The sequence below is a fragment of the Streptomyces carpinensis genome (assembly GCF_002154505.1).
Lineage (GTDB): Bacteria > Actinomycetota > Actinomycetes > Streptomycetales > Streptomycetaceae > Streptomyces > Streptomyces carpinensis.
On sequence record NZ_MUBM01000296.1, the window covers coordinates 1 to 16,456 of the forward strand.

Consider the following 16,456-nt stretch of genomic DNA (forward strand, 5'->3'; position numbering starts at 1 on the left):
CTGTGGTCGCCCTCGTATTTCCCTGCGTCGTGCGGCGGAGCACCCTTGGCAATCGTCCGCCAGTACATCGAACAGCAAAAACGTCCGCTCTAACGTGCACGTCAGAGCAGCCTTGAGATGCATTCATCCCCGGCGTGAACGCCGGGGCTTTCTGCAAGAGTCCCGGTAACGGCTCCCGCTCCCGTGTGGGCGCCCGTAGACGCCTGAGCTGCAAGGAGGAAACGGCCGCGGCCGCTGCAGAGGCTGAGCACGGTCCGGTTCGGGTGAGAGCGCTAGACGACTTCGAAGTTGGCCATCATCGCCATGTCCTCGTGCTCCAGGTTGTGGCAGTGGAAGACGAAACGCCCCCGGTAGCCGGTGAATCTGGTGATGATCGCGGCCTCCTCGCCCGGGCTCAGGTCGATGGTGTCCTTCCAGCCCGCGTCGTAGGGGCCAGGGGCCTCGCCGTTGCGGGAGAGCACCTGGAAGTGCACCAGGTGCAGGTGGACCGGGTGGTGGAAGTCGCTGGTGAACCGCCAGACCTCCAGCGCGTCCAGCCGGGGGGCGGCGTCGGCCCGCATCGGGTCGAAGGGGCGGCCGTTGATCGTCCAGCCCTCGTCGCCCTGGTCGCGGAAGGCGAAGGTGCGGGTCGCCGTCGCGCGCGCCGGGTCCAGGCGCTCGATGTCCGACAGCCGTGCGGGCACGGTGCTGTCGTCGGTGGCGCGCCGGGCGATCCGGAAGCGCATGACCGCGGCGGTGGTGCCGCTGCCGAGCCGGTTGGTCAGGGTGACCTCCTCGCCGACGCGGTAGCGGGAGAAGTCGACGACGACGTCGAAGCGTTCCGCGGGCGCCAGTACGATCGCGTCGTGCGCTCTCGGGGCCGCCAGCAGGCCGCCGTCGGAGCCGATCTGCACCAGGGCGCCGCCGCCCGCGGGGTGGGGGTCCAGCTCCAGCTGGTAGCGGCGGGCGTTGGAGGCATTGAGGATGCGCAGCCGGTAGCGGGCGGCGTCGACTTCCAGGACGGGCCATGGCGCGCCGTTGACCAGGATCACGTCGCCCAGGACCCCTTCGACGTAGTCCGGCCGCACGCCCGGGGTGTGCAGCAGGGTCGGGTCGGTCGCGGGGTAGCGGAAGGAGCCGTCGGCGTCGAAGGCCCGGTCGGTGATCATGAGGGGGATGTCCCGGTGCCCGCGTGGCAGGGGCAGGGCTTCCTCTTCGTCGTCGTGTACGAGATGGAATCCGGCCAGTCCGCGCCAGACGGAGGCGCCGGTGAAGTCCATGCGGTGGTCGTGGTACCAGAGTGTGGCGGCCCGCTGCTGGAGGGGATACTCGTAGAGGCGTGAGCCGTGGGCCAGGCTGGCCCGGTGGTCGTGGTGCGGGAGCGGGCCGGTGAATCCGTCCGGCACGATCAGGTCGGTGGGGTAGCCGTCGCTGGCCGACGGGGTGCGGCCGCCGTGCAGGTGAACGACGGCGGGCACGGGAAGGGCGTTGTGGTGGCGGACGACGGTCCGCCGGCCGCTGCGGGAGACGAGGGTGGGCCCCGGGAACGTCCCCTCGTACCCCCAGATCGCGGTGGTGTGGCCGGGCAGGATCTCCTGGGTGGCGGCCTTCTGCGTCACCTCGTAGTAGTCGGTGGTGGCGTCCTGGCGTGGGGTCAGCACCGGTGGTATCGGCAGCGGCACCTGGTACGGGGCGGGCAGCGGCAGCCGGCTGCGCAGGAGTTCCCCGGTCTGGGCGCGGGCGGCCAGCCGCGGGATCTGTGTGCCCACCGCCACCAGGGCGGCCGCGCCGCCCAGGGCGCCGAGGAGGTGGCGGCGCGGTATCGCCGGCCTCACGAGACGTCCTGCGCGGGCCGCGACGCCTCCGGGGACGTGCCGGGCGGCGGCACCTTCCCGGGCACTGACCCGGCGTCACCGGGCGCGGCCGGGACGGGGTTGGGGGGCAGGGGGCGCCACACCTGGACCAGGAGCAGCAGCCCGGCGGCGATGAGCGTCACGCCCAGCGGGACGTGCACCCCCAGACTCCGCTGGTAGCCGAGGACGGCCTGCCCGGCCTCGGCCACGAGCAGCACGGCGCTGACCGCGGCCGGCCGGCCCGGACCGCGGCCCCGGCGCCAGTACACCACCGCCACCACGACCTGCACGAGGCCGACGGTGACGATGACATTGGCGTTGACCGCGTGCGCGGTGAGCATGTCGTAGTCGCCGGACAGGAACCGTCCGGCGAGGATGGCCTGGGTGAACAGGGCCGCGGCGTGCACCGTCGTCACCGCGCGCAGTGCACCACGGGCCCTCGCGGAGGGCGGTCGCGGGTCCGGCGACTCGCGTATGTCCGAGCCGCCCGGCTCGGCGGCGGCCGACGACGGCTGCATGGAGGTCCCCCCTCGGCAATGGATGATCAGCACGCAACCGTAATCCGCCCTCTCATGCCCGTCTACACCTGGACGCAGGAGGCCGAGCCGCCAGCTACCCCGGACGTCCGCCGGGCCGGTCACGGCAGCGGAAGCGGTCGCGCTGCCGTGTGGCAGGTCAGTCGTGCTGGCGGTCGTCGTCCGTGCCCTTGATGCCTGCGTGGTCCTGGGCGGCGTGCGTGGTGGTGACCTTGCCGGTCTGCACGTCGACGGTGACTTCGTGCTCGGTGCCGTGGCCGTCGACGATGTCGACATGCCAGGCGGACGTCTTGCCAGGATCGTCGTCGAGCTCGGCCGAAGTCGCCGTACCGGGGGCCTTGTCGAGGGCTGTGGCCGCGGCCTGCCCCGGGCCCGTCTCGGGGGACTTGGCGAGCGCGGCGTCGCCCCGGTCGTCCGCGTCTCCAGCTCGGTCGGCCCTGCCCGCAGTGGCCTTGCCGTCGGTGGCGTTCACCAGGGCCTCATGTTCAATGCCCTTGGCGTCGATGATGTCGGTCTTCCAGACGGCCGTGCCGTGCTGTCCGCCCAGCTCGACTTCGGTGACGCTCCCCGCGACGGACTTGGCGGCCGCGTCGACGGCCTGCTCAGGTCGCCTTGAGGCCCTGGGCGAGAGCACCGTCGTCGGAGTCGTCCTGCGTGCCGGCACGGTCGTGATCGTCATGGTCGTCGTCGTGCGTGCCTGCTGCGGTGCGCGCACTGGCCTGCGTGCTGTCGTGGTCGTCGTCGGCGAAGGCGACGGCGGATGCGGCACCGGCTCCGCCGAGTACGCCGGTGGCCGTGACCACCGCGGCGACAGTGCGGTGACGTCCGGTAAGGGTGCGCTTGAGGGCGTTCATGTGAGGTGGTCCTGCCCTTCGGTCTGCGGGCAGGATCGCACGGATGCCGACGTGTCGGCCTGTCGTGGACCACCGTGCGCCAGCCTTTGACCGGTTCAGATGCTTGCGTTAGAGCGCCGAGATGGAAGCCGGTGCGCGTTCGCTGCGGCTCAGTGCGCGCAGGACATTGGTCGCGCCGTGCCGCCGCAAGGCGATCCGCGACAGCAAGTCCACGACCGTCTCGACGGCAGGGTGCGGGAATTCGGGCGTCGGCAACCCGACGCTGTGCGCAAGGTCGTCGGAGTGGACAACGAGCTCCAGCATTCGGCTGGTGATGAAGTCGTCGAGGCTGATCGACCACGGTCCCCAGGTGGGGCGCCGTACCAGGCGTTCCGGCGTGGTGGGCAGGATGTCGCGCAGTTCTTCGACGCATGCGGCGACCCGCGCGGCCAGCGCGGCCGGACCGTCAGCAGCCTCTTCCTCGCCGCCGGATCGGATGGCCTGGTTGAACGGCGTGTCGAGGTCTGAGCCGATCCAGCTGACTCGCGCGTAGTACTCGTGGATCGAGACGGCGGGCTCGGAAGGTACCGGCTCTGCCAGCACGGTGGGGATGAAGAAGACCTGCCCGGCCAGGTGACCCGCCAGCCCCTGGACGCTGAGCTTCGCCAGCGCGGAGGGCCGGCGCCAGCCGTCTGCCACCTCCGGCGCGGCCAACAGCTGCGCCGCTGTGTACGCCGCACTCAGGTAAAGCTCCCTCACCTGCGTCACGTTGCGGTTCCCCTGTCGCCGTCGGTGGGTGTCTGCCCGGTCAACCTCGTGGCAAGGGCGGTGCATTCCCGGACTTGAAGGCTCCCCTCCCTGAAGGGAGGGGATTCTCCACCCTCCAGGGCTGATGTGGGGATTCACGGCTCAGGCCGCCACCTGAGCCGGCGGCTCAGGTGGTCTTACGCCCTCGGCACCGTCCGGGTTCCAACCTGCCCGGACCAGCATCACACGGGCGGAGTTCTTGTCCCTGGGACAGACGGCTCCGCACACGGTACAGGCATACGTTCTCATCGACAGAGGCAGTGCGTGCTTGGTTCTCGCTCCGCACGTTGCGCAGTCCATCGTGGTGTGCGCCGGGTGCACGAGACGGACGTCCCGTGCGTGCTTGCGCCCCATCTCGACCACAGCGCGTTTGGTGGCGGCGACGGCGGCATCGGCCGCCTTGCGGGCCATCGTGGTCTTCGCGAGGAACTTCGGCCTGAAGTCCTCCACCGCCACCCCGTCATGATCACGCATCACGGCCTTGGCCCACTTGCGGCCTGTGTCCTCCCGCTGCCGCGCGACCTTCCTGTGCAGCATCGCCGCCTGCACCTGCGCCTTCCGGTAACCCTTGGATGCGGCCTGTCCCTTCGGGCGGCGCCGCCGGGCCATCATCCGCTGGTAGCGGGCCAGCCCCTGCGCCGCCCGCTTGCCGTGCTCGGCATGCGGGAGATCGTAGGCGTCATCGGTGGTGACGGCCGTCTCCTTCACACCCCAGTCCACCCCGAGCACACGCCCCGTGAGGGCAAGCGGTTCGGTCCGCGCGGGGGCGACGAAGGACACATACCAGTGCCCGAGCGTGTCCTGGTACACGCGCACACTCGACGGCTCGGCCGGAAGGTCCCGCGACCACACCACCGTCAGCACGATCTGGCCCGCGAGGTGCAGACGACCGTCCTTGAGGCGGAAACCGCGCTTCGTGTAGTTGAGGCTCGGCCTGGCCTCCTGCTTCTTCTTCCAGCGGGGCATCCCGGCCCGGCGGTGCACCGGAAGCCCGTCCTTGATGTCCTTCAGCGCCTTCGCCCTCGACCTGGCGAAGTCCCGAATCACCTGCTGCTGCGGCACCGAGGCACCCGCAGCCAGCCACGGCGTCACCCGACGGGCCTCGGTCAGCATCCTGTCCAACTGAGCCGGACCACACGCCAGCTTCTCACCGGACTCCTTGCTCTGCTGGTGGACCTGCTTCGACTTGGCCACGCACTCGTTCCAAAGCCAGCGGCAGCGGTCCCACTCGGCTTCGAGTGCGCGCCGTGCGGTAGCAGACAGGCGCACACGGAAGGAGTACCGGGCATGCCCGGCCCCCTCCGTGGTCGCGTCTGGCGTCATGCATCCGAACATATAGGGGAGGACTGACAGTTGGGGCCTCTTGATCGCCACGGGCTCGCTCACCTCGTCGCGGGTGGACGGACTTTCGCCCTGGAGGCGAAACCCCTACTTCCCGTCCTGCTCCGCAGGAGCCCGATTCCTCCACGGCCCGAAGACCGGGGCATCCTCGGAGGAACCCGGTGACCGGACTGAGTCGGCGGTTCGCGGGGGGTCGGGCATCACCGTGTTTCCGAGCCTGTTGCGGCAGGTCGAGCCATGTGACGCGGAACGGGACGTTGCAGTCACGGCGCCGACAGGGCTCTGCCGGTGACGGCCGAGCGGTGTCGATCAGCCCAGTGACGCAGTTGCCGTGCGTAGGTCCTCCAGGGCTGCCAGTGCATGTGGCGCGAGCCCTTCCTCGTCGTCACGATCGCTTTCGCACCACCGGGCGTAGCCCCGTTTGAACGCGAGGACTCCCAGCTCGCCCGCGAGATGCGCAGTCGGTTCGGGGACACCGCGGGCGATGAGCGCGGCTGTCATGGCGGCCGCGAGCCCGACGCTCTTGAGGGCGTCGCGCTCTTGAAGTTCGGTGCTGGCCGCCACGGCTGCTTTGAGGCGGGGGCCGAGTTCGCGGTTCGCCGGTCCCATGGCGCTCGATGCGCGCTCGAGGCCGGCCGCCACCGCCTGGAGCGGGCTGGCGTTCGCAGGTGCGTCGGTGATGCCGTCGGCGAGCAGCCTGCTGAGCGTCTCCTGGCCGGCGACCAGTAGCTCGCGTTTGTCGGAGAAGTGCCGGAAGAAGGTGCTCTTGGTGACGCCGGCGCGCTCGGCGATCTGCGTCACCGTGGTGGCGTCGTACCCCTGCTCGCTGAACAGGTCGACCGCCGCAACGACGAGTCGCTCGGTCGCCCCCGGTTGCCATCTAGCCATGAGACCAGAATAAGTGATGGGACAACGGTCCCGTCACTGTGTAAGGTCAGTGATGGGACAACAGTCCCATCACTTTCAGGGAGAGCTCATGCACGTCTTCGTCACCGGCGGTACCGGCACCATCGGTTCTGCCGTCGTCACCGAGCTGCTCGGCAACGGCCACACGGTTCTGGCACTTGCTCGCTCGGACAGCTCTGCGCAGGCCCTTGAGAGCGCTGGCGCCAAGGTGCTGCGAGGAGATCTGGCGGACCTCGACGTCCTGCGGTCCGGCGCTGCACAGTCCGACGGCGTGATCAGCCTCGCGTTCGGACGCGACTACAGCAGCCCGGACGCGCTCGCGCACGCCATCGCCGAGGAGAGCGCCGCTCTCGCCACGCTGGGGCAGGAACTCATCGGGAGCGACCGCCCGATCGTCACGGTCTCTGGCACACCCTGGGTACCGGGACGCGCATCCACAGAGGCCGATCCACTGCCGACCGACGGACCCGTAGGCGGTCGAGGCCATTCGGTCACAGCGCTGCTGGATCTCGCCTCGCGCGGCCTGCGCAGCACGGCTGTCCGCATGCCGCGCACGGTCCACAACGAGGGACAGGGCGGATTCGCCGGCCTGTTGGCCGATGCAGCGCGCCGCACCGGGGTGGCCGGCTACCCGGGCGACGGCACCCAGCGCTGGCCGGCCGTGCACGCGCTCGACGCAGCGGTCCTGTTCCGTCTCGTCCTTGAGTCGGCACCGGCCGGGACATCCTGGCACGCCGTCGCCGACGAGGGCGACACGGTGCGCGACATCGCGACCGTCATCGGCCGGCGACTGGGCCTGCCGGTCAAGGAGGTTCCGCAAGAAAACTTCGGCCCGTTCGGCCCGATCTTCGCCATGGACCAGCCGGCGTCCAGCGCCCACACCCGCAACGCCCTTGGGTGGCAGCCGACCCACTCCAGCCTCCTCGAAGACCTGGAAAACATTCAGCCCTGACGCACGCATCCAGCCCTGACGCACGCCCGTTGTCTTCCGACCTCGACGCCCTCGGCATGCGCTGAGGAACGCGTGCAGTTGCCCTGGAGGGAACCGGTTCGCACTGTGCGTGGTCGTCATCGGCACTACGCGGACGGCGCGCCTCCAGGACCGGTGGGGCCCGGGCAGGACGGCGGTGGCGAACTGGGCGCGGCCCTCTGGTTCGAGGGACGTCGGTGGTGGGCCGGCCGTCGAAGAGGATGTGGATGTACGCCTGGCGGCCCGTGTAGAGGGCTTCGGTGAGGGCGGAGATGGCCGGGGGCCGTCGTCGTGCGGGCAAAACGGCTGAAGTGCGGGACGAGTCGGCCGCAAGATTGCCACGATGAGGCCATGGACACCACAGCGGGAGTCGATCCGTTGCTGCGGATCACCGTGGCCGATGCTCCGGGCGCGTTGCAGTCGCTGTACGACTGGCTACGTCTTGAGGACGAGTTTCGCGGGCGGCTGCGCCTTGCGCCCTCCGCCCCGGGGACCGGCGGTGAAATGGGCGGGCTGCTCGACGTGCTCACCATCGCACTGGGCTCCGGCGGGGCGGGGGCGGTCCTCGCCCGCTCACTGTCTACGTGGCTCACCCACCGCCATGCGGACGTGAAGGTCACCGTCAGGGGGCCGGACGGCCGCAGTGTCGAGGTCGAGGCACACCTGGTCCGGGGCGACGTACCCGGGCTGATACGGGAGATCACGCGGCTGGTCGACGCAACGGAGCAGCAGCAATGAGCCACTTCCCCGACCCGGTTCGGTCGCGCGCGGTTCTGATCGGCGTGACCCATTTCCCGGAGTCCCCTGAGCTGGCGGACCTTCCGGCCGTACGGGAGAACGTCGCGAGCCTGTGGCGCCGGCTCACCCACACCGCCACGGGCGTGTTCAGGCCCGAGTACTGCGAGGTCGCGGACTCGGCGGGTACGACCGCCGACATCGGCCGCGCTATCGGCAAGGCCGCCGCAGAGGCCTCGGACGTGCTGCTCATCTACTACGCCGGGCACGGGCTGGTCGACGACCGGGGGCGGCTGTACCTGGCGACGAACGCCACTCGGGCCGAGGCGCCGAAGTACAGTGCGTTGGGCGTCGATCTGCTGCGCGAAGACCTCGGCGGCAGCGCGGCCGCCGCACGCGTCCTCATCCTGGACTGCTGCTTCTCCGGGCGAGCCATCGAGGTGATGACCGGCGAGGAAGGTCTGGTGGACGGCCAGCTGTCGATCGCGGGGACGTACACGATGACGTCCAGCAGCGCCAACGCGCCTTCCTACGCTCTCGCCGGTGAGCGCCATACCGCTTTCACCGGGGCCCTGCTGGCGGCACTGGACAGCCCACAGCCGCTCACTCTGGACGAGGTGTACCGAAGCGTCGCGGCGGACCTGCAGTCCCGTGGTCTGCCCCGGCCCCGGCAGCGGGCGACCGATACCGCCGCGGGCCTGTCACTGTCGCGAGGCCGAGCCGAACCCGACGAACCGCCGAGCGACGCGGTGGATGAGGTCCGCTTCCGCCGCGCGCGAGCGGAGATGAAGACGCAGTTGAAGCAAAACATGGTGAAGCCCTTCTTGGTCATCTCCCTGTCCCTTGCCGGGCTCGCCGGGCTGTTCGCATGGCTGAACCATGATCCGAGTTGGCTGTGGGCCATCCCTGTATGGTGCGGCGGCTTCGCACTGCTGATCGGGCTGATCGCCGCCTTGGTCCTCGGGGCGGCGCCGTCGGAGACAGAGTTGATCATCGACCGCTCGGCCATCAGGGTTGAGCAGCGCAGGAAGACGCACGTCACCGGCACCTCGCGGATACCGTGGCGGGACCTCACGCACGTGGGCGTTCTGCGGCCCAGCCCCGGTTCAGTGAACCCGCGACTGACACAGGTCTACGCGGCCAACCACCTCCTGGTGGTGCACTTACGGCAGGGGGTGCGTTTCCCCTCGACGAAGGATCCACGCCTGTCCGACGAACTGCACCGACTGGGCTACCGCACCATCGGGCCGATCGGGAGCTTCGGCGCCGACAAGCAACAGGTCCTCGCCGCACTGGACCGATTCGCGGGCAACCGAGCCCTGCACACCGAACAGGAATTCCTCGACCGCGATCCGCGCATCCAGCCGGAGATGATCTGACACCCCAGCGTGTCACCCCTGCAGATCGCCATTCTGACCAGACACCAGGTGCGGGCTGGTGCCTTCCTGCACGACGTCCCCGTCCTGGCGGCGCGGGGGGCCGGGCTTGCTGGGAGCGTCCTGGGCACGGCGGGCGCAGTCCACCGCTTCGTCGGCCCGTTCGATGGCCTCCCGATACCGGAACTCGCAGGAGAGGGCCCAGGAGCACATATTGAGGTGGAAGGCCTGCATGAACGGGTCGTCAAGTGCGGTAGCGGCCTCGCCGACAGGCGGAAGACTTCGGAACCATCATCACCGTCGCCTGCCCGCCCGGACTGACCGCTACGGTCTGCGAAGACCGGCTCGACCGCGCGGTCACCGACCTGATCTGCAACGCCCAGCAGCACGGCCACGGCCCCATCGAGGTCACCGCCGAACCGGACGACGGGCAGATCCGCGTCCAGGTCCCCGACCGCGGCCCCGGCTTCCCGCCCGGCTCCCTCCCCCACGCCTTCGACCGTTTCACCTAGGCCGACGCAGCCCGCACCACCACCGGCACCAGCCTCGGGCTGGCCATCACCGCCGCCATCGCCCGCTCCGCCGGGGGCAATCACAGGGCAGCCAACCACCCCGACGGCAGCACCATTGCATGGATCACCCTCCCGACCGCATCGGTGTGATTCGAGTACTCCGTCTCCGCACCTCCTCCCTGGTCCGTCTCTTCCGGTTCGATGGAGCCGGCCCAGAGCTCTCGGCTCCCGGGGGTTCCAACTGCCGCTCGATTCATCAGTGAATATCAGTCTTTCTCAACTGTTATCATGTTCCCGTGAAGCTTTCCGAGTGGGCGGCACGCAACGGCGTGCACTATCAGACCGCGTGGACGTGGGCGAAAGAGGGCCGCATGCCGGTCCCCGTGCGCCAGACGCCGTCCGGTACGTGGCTGGTCGATGAGCCCACCGTGGAGGTCTCTGGCCGGGTAGTGGCGTACTGCCGCGTGTCTTCGGCCGACCAGAAGTCCGACCTTGAGCGGCAGGTCGCGCGGGTGGTCCAGGGGGCTACCGGGCTCGGTCTGCCGGTCGCGGAGGTGGTCACGGAGGTCGGTTCGGGGCTGAACGGGCGTCGGCGCAAACTGCACCGAGTGCTGTCCGACCCGTCCGCCGCTGTGATCGTGGTCGAGCACCGTGACCGGCTGGCCCGGTTCGGTGTCGAGCACCTCGAAGCCGTACTGTCGGCGTCCGGCCGGCGCCTGGCCGTCCTCGATCCCGAAGAGACGGCCGACGACCTGGTGCGGGACATCACCGAGGTGCTGACGTCGATGTGTGCGCACCTGTACGGGCGGCGGGCGGCGAAGAACCGTGCCGCCCGCGCAGTGGCCGTGGCGACCGGTGAGGACGCCGGGTGAAGAAGTTCCGGCCGCAGCCGGGTTTCGTGGTGCAGGCGTACCGCTTCGCACTCGACCCGAACGCTACCCAGGAGCGGGCACTGCGTTCGCACTGTGGTGCCGCGCGTGCCGCGTACAACTGGGCCGTCGGCTGGGTGACCGCCTCTTGGTGGCAGCGCCGCGCGGAGGAGTCGTACGGCATCGCCGAAGACGAACTGACGCCGTGGCGGCCGTGGTCGCTTCCCTCGCTGCGGAAGGCCTTCAACGAGGCCAAGCACGCCGACCCCAGATTCGCGTCCTGGTGGGAAGAGAACTCCAAAGAGGCGTACAGCACCGGTCTCGCGAACGCGTCGGCCGCGTTCGACAACTACGCCAAGTCGAAGAACGCCAGGCGCAAGGGCCGCAAGATGGGCACGCCCCGTTTCAAGTCGAAGCGGAAAGCGCGCCTTTCCTGCCGGTTTACGACCGGCACCATCCGCGTCGACGGGGACGGCCAGCACGTAACACTGCCTCGGCTGGGCACACTGCGCACCCACGAGCCCACCGCCAAGCTGCTGACCCGCGTGCAGGCAGGGACGGCCCGCATCCTGTCCGCGACCGTCCGCCACGAACGCGGCCGCTGGTTCGCCTCCTTCCAGGTCGAGGTCAAGCAGGACATCACCCGCGTCACCCGGCCGGACGCGGCGGTCGGTATCGACCTCGGCGTCAAGACCCTCGCGGTCTTGGCCGACAGCACGGGCGAGATCCGCGCCGTCGCCAACCCGAAGCACCACGACCAGGTGCTCAAGAAGCTGCGCCGCACCTCCCGCACCGTCTCGCGCCGCCAGGGCCCCGACCGGCGCACCGGCCGGAAGCCGTCGAAGCGGTGGGAGAAGGCCAACGCTGCCCGCAACCGCGTGCACTACCGCGTCACGAACCTCCGCGCCAACGCTCTGCACAAGCTCACCACCGCTGTTGCCGCCGAGTACGGCACTGTCGTGGTCGAGGACCTCAACGTCGCCGGCATGCTCCGTAACCGGCGCCTGGCACGACGCATCGCCGACGCCGGATTCGGGGAGATCCGCCGCCAGCTCGACTACAAGACCCGCCAGCGCCACGCCACCCGCACCATCGTGGCAAGCCGCTGGTACCCGTCCTCCAAGACCTGTTCCGGGTGCGGCGCGGAGAAAGCCAAACTGCCGCTGCACGTGAGGACCTACGAATGCGACGCCTGCGGCCTGGTCATCGACCGGGACGACAACGCCGCACTCAACCTCGCCGCCCTCGCGGCAGCCTGCACGACTGGTACCGGAGTGGCCGGAGACCAGGACACCGCACCAGCGGTGTCGAACCCTCGTGGAGCCGACCAGAAGACCCGCGCCACCCGCCGCAGCCGCAAGGCCACGGCGGGGCGGGCAGGTGGCGCAACCCTGCCGCACCCGCGCCAGACAGAAACGAGAGACCGTACTCAAGCCGAAGCCCTCACGCTTTGGTGAAGTGACGGACCTTCCGGGCCGAAATACCCGGAATGCTGAGAGCCCTTGAGGCTCAAAGCAACGGAAACCCGGACGAGGCACTCTCATCAGGAATCCGGCCTCCGACCGGGTCACGCGGTGGCTCGTGATGGGCGGGTCATGACCAAGCTCCGTCCGACGACGCCCCCACGTGCCGATACCCGTTCTGCGGGCGGCGGTGTTCGCGCTCGTGGCACCGTGCCGGGGAGCACGACCGGGAGTCGGTAGGCGGCTGACCGGGGCTCGGGGCACCATGCGCGACCCGTCCTATCGGATGTGCCGCGCAGGCAGGGTGGCCAGATGGAGCAGGTGCTCGAGCGGCCCGCGGCGGAACCGGCGGGTCCATACGGTCGCCAGGAGCGTGGCGGCCGCGACGAAGCCGAGGAGTACCGGCAGCGCGTTCATGGTTCCGTCCTCGATCACGGCCACGTGCCAGACGTCGGCGAGGAGCCACAGGGCGACGATATGCAGGACGTAGGCGGTCAGTGCCGTCATGCCGACCGCTGCGACCGGCCTCGCCATGCGCATGAGCCGCGGCAGACGGTCGGCGACGGTCAGACACGCGGCCAGCACTGCGAGGGCAGTACCGGTGTTCCCGAGTATGGAGAACGTCGTCTGGCTGTGGGGTGCGGCCACCAGCAGCCAGGCGGGCGGGGTGTGGCCGTCCGGATCGCCGACGGTGTCGGACCACCAGGCCGAGGCTGCCGAGCCGCTGTCCGTGGCAGCCGCGACGGTGGCAAGGGCGTGCGGGACCAAGCGCAGGGCGAGCCAGGAGCCGCCGTAGCCGATCAGAGCGAGTGCCCCGCCGGCGAGGGCCAGTCGGGACCGGATGCCCGGGCGGCCGAGATCGAGGCGCGCCACTGCCATGCCGGCGAGCAGGAACGGCATCCAGGTGAGAACCGGATACCCACCGGTGAACATCAGTTCCATGATGCCGCCCGTGCCGGTGATCCGGGCCAGCGGGTCTTTCGTGGTGACGGTGTCCGCCCAGGTGCCGGCCTCGATCGCTCTCTGGGCCACGTAGAGAACCTGGGGCAGGATCAACGCGCCCGCGCCGGCGGTGAGGGCGAGCGTCCTGGCCCGCAGCCGATGGAGAGGGAGGACCACCAGGAAGAGCAGTCCGTAGAAGCTGAGGATCACGTCGACCCCGGTGTCCAGCGCGGTCAGGGCGTAGCCGAGGACCACGAGAACGACGGCGCGGATCATGATTCTGGCCACCGCCTGTCGTCCGGCGGTCCCGGTACGGGGCTGCGGACGGCCGGTGATGATCACCAGGGAGAAGCCCGCGAGCAGCGCGAAGAGGGCGGAGGAGCGGCCCCGCGCCGTCTCCAGCAGGAAGCCCACCGGGCCGCCCACCGTCACGTCGGGGCCGACATGGGCGGAGTACATGCCGAAGACCGCGAGCCCGCGAGCCAGGTCTATGCCGATCAGCCGCCCCGTCGAAGGCCTGCCGGCGGGGGCAGGGCGGCGATCCGCGCCACGGCCGCTGGTCGGCTGTGTCGGCACGGCGAGTGATGCGTTCTGCGTCATGCCTCAGGCTTTGCCGGACACCCGCCGCGGCTCACGTGGCGGGTGTCCGAAGGCACCCCGCCGACCGGCCGAAACCACCCCCGCCGACCGGCTGAGGGGCAAGCGCCGCCAATCGGCGGGAATCACCTCGAACCCACCGAAGGACGGCCCTCGGTGTGATACGCATCGAACGGCGGGTATGCGAGGAGCGGAGCGCACGTGATCCGGGTACTGGTGGTGGACGACGAGGCCCTGGTCCGCAGGGGCTTCACCCACATCCTCAACGCGGCCGAGGACATCGAGGTCGTCGCAGCGGTCCCCGGCGGCCAGGCCGTCCGAACGGTGCGCGAGTCATGCCCTGACGTCGTGCTGCTGGACATCCGGATGCCGGACGTGGACGGGCTCACGGTCCTGGCCGACCTCCGCCGCATGCCGGACCCTCCGGTGGTGGCCATGCTCACCACGTTCGACACCGACGAGTACGTGGCGGCGGCGCTGCGTTCGGGCGCCGCCGGATTCCTGCTCAAGGACACCGATCCCGAGCAACTGCCGTACCTGGTGAGGGCCCTGGCCGAGGGCGGTACGGTACTTTCGTCCAAGATCACCCGCACGGTGGTGGACGGCTATCTCGACCAGGGCGTACGCGAATCCGCCGCCCGCCTCACCGCCCGGCTGACCGAGCGCGAGCGTGCTGTCCTCGTCCTGATGGCCGAGGGGCTGGCCAACACCGACATCGGCCAGCGGCTGCACCTGAGCACCGGCACTGTCAAGGGCCACGTCAGCACCCTGCTCGGCAAACTACAGGTGGGCAGCCGCGTCCAGGCGGCCCTGATCGCCGAACGCGCAGGTCTGCTCACGCCGCAGCAGGACGGGGACACCCGATGAAACCCCGCCGACCGCCCGCTTTGCTGCTGGACGCCGGCCTCGTCCTGGCCTCGCTGGCAGACATCTGGGTCCACGTCGACGCCGACGCACGTGTGGCCATGGGCTGGGCCCTGCTCGCCGCCCTCGCTCTCGCGCTGCGCCGCCGCCTGCCGCTGGCCACGTTCATGCTCACGCTGCCCACGGCTCTGGTCACCGACGCGGTGTTCGCCACCATGGCCGCGCTGTACACACTCTCCTCGCTCAGCCGTCATCGCGTGCTGTTGGCCGGCTGTGCCCTGGCCTACGCCATCACCGACTACCTGCCTTGGCCGTGGTCGTCGCTGAAGACGACCGAATTCGCCCGGACCGACAACCTCTTCCACCTCAGCTACACCCTGGCCACCGCGGCCGCACCCGTATTCCTCGGCCAACTCGTGCAAGCCCGCCGCGAGCTGTCCCTGCGACTCGCCGAGATCACCGAGGCACGCGAGCACGAGCGGCTGCTGGCCGCCCAGAGCATCCTGGCCAAGGAGCGCGCACAGCTCGCCCGGGAGATGCACGACGTGGTCTCCCACCAGGTCAGCCTCATCGCCGTCCAGGCCGGAGCACTCCAGGTGGGCAGCAAGGACGCCGAGAGCCGGCAGGCCGCAGCCACGATCCGGCGGCTCAGCGTGCAGACTCTCGACGAACTCCGGCACATGGTCAGCGTCCTGCGCGCCTCCGACAGCCGCCCCACGGAACTCACCCCTCAGCCGTCCCTCGCCGACCTGCAGGATCTGGTCGACAACAGCGGCATCGAAGCGAAGCTGGAGGCAGACCTTGCCGAGGACCTCCCGCCCACCGTGCAGCGCGCCGTCTACCGCACCGTCCAGGAAGCCCTGACCAACGTCCGCAAACACGCCCCCGGCGCCACCGCGACGGTCTGCGTCCGCCACCGGGACAACGCCGTCCACACCACCGTCACCAACACCGCCGGCACCCGGCCGGCGCTCCCCCTGCCCAGCACCCACCACGGCCTCGTCGGCCTGCGCCAACGCGCCGAACTCCTCGGCGGCACCATCACATCCGGACCCACGGCGGACGGCGGCTACGAACTCCATCTGCACCTACCGATCGGGAACTCGGCATGACCGCTGCACAAAACACGCTGGGCGTTTCATGCACGCTTCCCGGGCGGCACCCTCACCGCCGAAGGCAGGCCCCGGCCAGTCGCAACCAGGGGGCCTTGCGCGGATTCGGTGTTACGGCGTCGGGGGTCGGGACGCGGCCGCTTCGTTGATGTCGGCTGTAGACAGGACTCTGCGGGGCGCTCCGGCGCGGACGGTCTGGATCATGGATTCAGGCGGCTTTGTACGTCAGCATCGTCACGGTGCGTCCCCATGCCTCTTGGCTGATGGCGCGGTTCAGGCCGGCTTCTGCGCGACGTTCTTCCCTGGGGCCTGGACGGTTCCCTCCCCTGGCGCTCTTGGTCATGTTCGTGATGGCCAGGTCTTCCACCACGAGCACGCTGTACTTGACGGCGATCTCGGTGGTGGTCTGCTGCTGCCAGTTCCTGGTGCCTGCGCTTGACTCTCGCACGAAGCCCTTGGATCTGGTCATAGGTCGCCCGCAGCGGTTCGAGGTGCGCTCTGCCCGTTTGCGGAAGCTCTTGCGGTGCGCGGCTCGCTGCTCCAAGCGGAGCAGCTTGGCCTGTTCCTTCTCGGTCAGCCAGGCTTCCGGCTTGCCCTTGGAGGAGGTCCACTCGCCGTGGTCGTACATCTCGCCGTCGGAGAGGGCAAGCGGCACGATGATCCCGGCGTTCTGCGGGTGCTGTTCGGCGCCGCACCCACCCACATGGTCAAGAACCTGTACGCCGAGCGGCTGCGGACCTGGGCCGACTGGGAGCCGGTCG

19 protein-coding genes are annotated in these 16,456 nt (G+C 69.9%); 9 read left to right on the top strand and 10 right to left on the bottom strand.

The features are described from left to right. On the top strand, window positions 1-93 hold a 93-nt coding region (locus tag BZY54_RS34540; RefSeq protein WP_208640863.1), incomplete at its 5' end, for a transposase. 179 nt (window positions 94-272) lie between these two features. Here the strand turns inward: BZY54_RS34540 and BZY54_RS34545 are convergent. The 7 genes from BZY54_RS34545 to BZY54_RS34575 all read right to left on the bottom strand — a co-directional run bounded on the left by BZY54_RS34545 (window position 273) and on the right by BZY54_RS34575 (window position 6,237). Next, the gene (locus BZY54_RS34545) at window positions 273-1,814 is read right to left on the bottom strand and encodes a multicopper oxidase family protein (RefSeq protein WP_086729266.1); all 1,542 of its coding nucleotides are present in this window, start codon (window positions 1,812-1,814) and stop codon (window positions 273-275) included. Next, entirely contained in the window at window positions 1,811-2,350 is a 540-nt protein-coding gene (locus BZY54_RS34550) for a hypothetical protein (protein WP_086729267.1), read from the bottom strand. The genes BZY54_RS34545 and BZY54_RS34550 overlap by 4 nt, the downstream gene beginning before the upstream one ends. A 157-nt stretch (window positions 2,351-2,507) precedes the next feature. Continuing rightward, complete coding sequence (locus BZY54_RS34555; RefSeq protein ID WP_086729268.1) at window positions 2,508-3,047, bottom strand: PepSY domain-containing protein; 540 nt, start codon at window positions 3,045-3,047, stop codon at window positions 2,508-2,510. Beyond that, window positions 2,971-3,222, bottom strand: a complete 252-nt coding sequence (locus tag BZY54_RS34560; RefSeq protein ID WP_086729269.1) for a hypothetical protein — start codon at window positions 3,220-3,222, stop codon at window positions 2,971-2,973. Before BZY54_RS34560 ends, BZY54_RS34555 begins: the two co-directional genes overlap by 77 nt. A gap of 108 nt (window positions 3,223-3,330) precedes the next feature. Then, window positions 3,331-3,969 carry a maleylpyruvate isomerase N-terminal domain-containing protein gene (locus BZY54_RS34565; protein ID WP_086729270.1) on the bottom strand — a complete coding sequence of 213 codons (639 nt, stop codon included), beginning with the start codon at window positions 3,967-3,969 and terminating at the stop codon, window positions 3,331-3,333. A 141-nt stretch (window positions 3,970-4,110) separates the two neighbouring features. Continuing rightward, a complete protein-coding gene (locus BZY54_RS34570) occupies window positions 4,111-5,331 on the bottom strand; it encodes an RNA-guided endonuclease InsQ/TnpB family protein (protein WP_086729294.1) in 1,221 nt (406 codons plus the stop codon). A gap of 327 nt (window positions 5,332-5,658) precedes the next feature. After that, on the bottom strand, window positions 5,659-6,237 hold the full coding sequence (locus BZY54_RS34575; protein ID WP_086729271.1) for a TetR/AcrR family transcriptional regulator: 579 nt from the start codon (window positions 6,235-6,237) through the stop codon (window positions 5,659-5,661). An 88-nt stretch (window positions 6,238-6,325) separates the two neighbouring features. On the opposite strand from BZY54_RS34575, the gene BZY54_RS34580 reads away from it, so the two are divergent. The 3 genes from BZY54_RS34580 to BZY54_RS34590 all read left to right on the top strand — a co-directional run bounded on the left by BZY54_RS34580 (window position 6,326) and on the right by BZY54_RS34590 (window position 9,339). Beyond that, entirely contained in the window at window positions 6,326-7,207 is an 882-nt protein-coding gene (locus BZY54_RS34580) for an SDR family oxidoreductase (RefSeq protein ID WP_086729272.1), read from the top strand. A 369-nt stretch (window positions 7,208-7,576) separates the two neighbouring features. Beyond that, window positions 7,577-7,963: an effector-associated constant component EACC1 gene (locus BZY54_RS34585; protein ID WP_086729273.1), complete on the top strand. Its 387-nt coding sequence runs from the start codon at window positions 7,577-7,579 to the stop codon at window positions 7,961-7,963. After that, window positions 7,960-9,339, top strand: coding sequence for a caspase family protein (locus BZY54_RS34590; protein WP_086729274.1), 1,380 nt, complete (start codon window positions 7,960-7,962; stop codon window positions 9,337-9,339). The genes BZY54_RS34585 and BZY54_RS34590 overlap by 4 nt, the downstream gene beginning before the upstream one ends. A gap of 12 nt (window positions 9,340-9,351) precedes the next feature. Here the strand turns inward: BZY54_RS34590 and BZY54_RS34595 are convergent, their stop codons facing one another. Beyond that, window positions 9,352-9,570 carry a hypothetical protein gene (locus BZY54_RS34595; protein WP_086729275.1) on the bottom strand — a complete coding sequence of 73 codons (219 nt, stop codon included), beginning with the start codon at window positions 9,568-9,570 and terminating at the stop codon, window positions 9,352-9,354. 83 nt (window positions 9,571-9,653) lie between these two features. Here BZY54_RS34595 and BZY54_RS55660 point away from each other — a divergent pair, with 83 nt between their 5' ends. From BZY54_RS55660 to tnpB, 3 genes are all read left to right on the top strand, one after another. Then, window positions 9,654-9,848: an ATP-binding protein gene (locus tag BZY54_RS55660; protein WP_425276347.1), complete on the top strand. Its 195-nt coding sequence runs from the start codon at window positions 9,654-9,656 to the stop codon at window positions 9,846-9,848. Window positions 9,849-10,144: 296 nt separating this feature from the next. Continuing rightward, window positions 10,145-10,720: an IS607 family transposase gene (locus BZY54_RS34605; protein ID WP_086729276.1), complete on the top strand. Its 576-nt coding sequence runs from the start codon at window positions 10,145-10,147 to the stop codon at window positions 10,718-10,720. Further along, a complete protein-coding gene (gene tnpB, locus BZY54_RS34610; protein WP_086729277.1) occupies window positions 10,717-12,174 on the top strand; it encodes an IS607 family element RNA-guided endonuclease TnpB in 1,458 nt (485 codons plus the stop codon). The genes BZY54_RS34605 and tnpB overlap by 4 nt, the downstream gene beginning before the upstream one ends. Before the next feature lie 285 nt (window positions 12,175-12,459). Here the strand turns inward: tnpB and BZY54_RS34615 are convergent, their stop codons facing one another. Continuing rightward, window positions 12,460-13,722: a DUF418 domain-containing protein gene (locus BZY54_RS34615; RefSeq protein ID WP_086729278.1), complete on the bottom strand. Its 1,263-nt coding sequence runs from the start codon at window positions 13,720-13,722 to the stop codon at window positions 12,460-12,462. 198 nt (window positions 13,723-13,920) lie between these two features. On the opposite strand from BZY54_RS34615, the gene BZY54_RS34620 reads away from it, so the two are divergent. Next, complete coding sequence (locus BZY54_RS34620) at window positions 13,921-14,586, top strand: response regulator (RefSeq protein WP_086729279.1); 666 nt, start codon at window positions 13,921-13,923, stop codon at window positions 14,584-14,586. Beyond that, window positions 14,583-15,695 carry a sensor histidine kinase gene (locus BZY54_RS34625; protein WP_086729280.1) on the top strand — a complete coding sequence of 371 codons (1,113 nt, stop codon included), beginning with the start codon at window positions 14,583-14,585 and terminating at the stop codon, window positions 15,693-15,695. Before BZY54_RS34620 ends, BZY54_RS34625 begins: the two co-directional genes overlap by 4 nt. 208 nt (window positions 15,696-15,903) lie before the next feature. On the opposite strand, the gene BZY54_RS34630 is transcribed toward BZY54_RS34625, so the two are convergent. After that, window positions 15,904-16,323, bottom strand: coding sequence for a hypothetical protein (locus BZY54_RS34630; protein WP_158103961.1), 420 nt, complete (start codon window positions 16,321-16,323; stop codon window positions 15,904-15,906). Window positions 16,324-16,456: the final 133 nt, after the last annotated feature.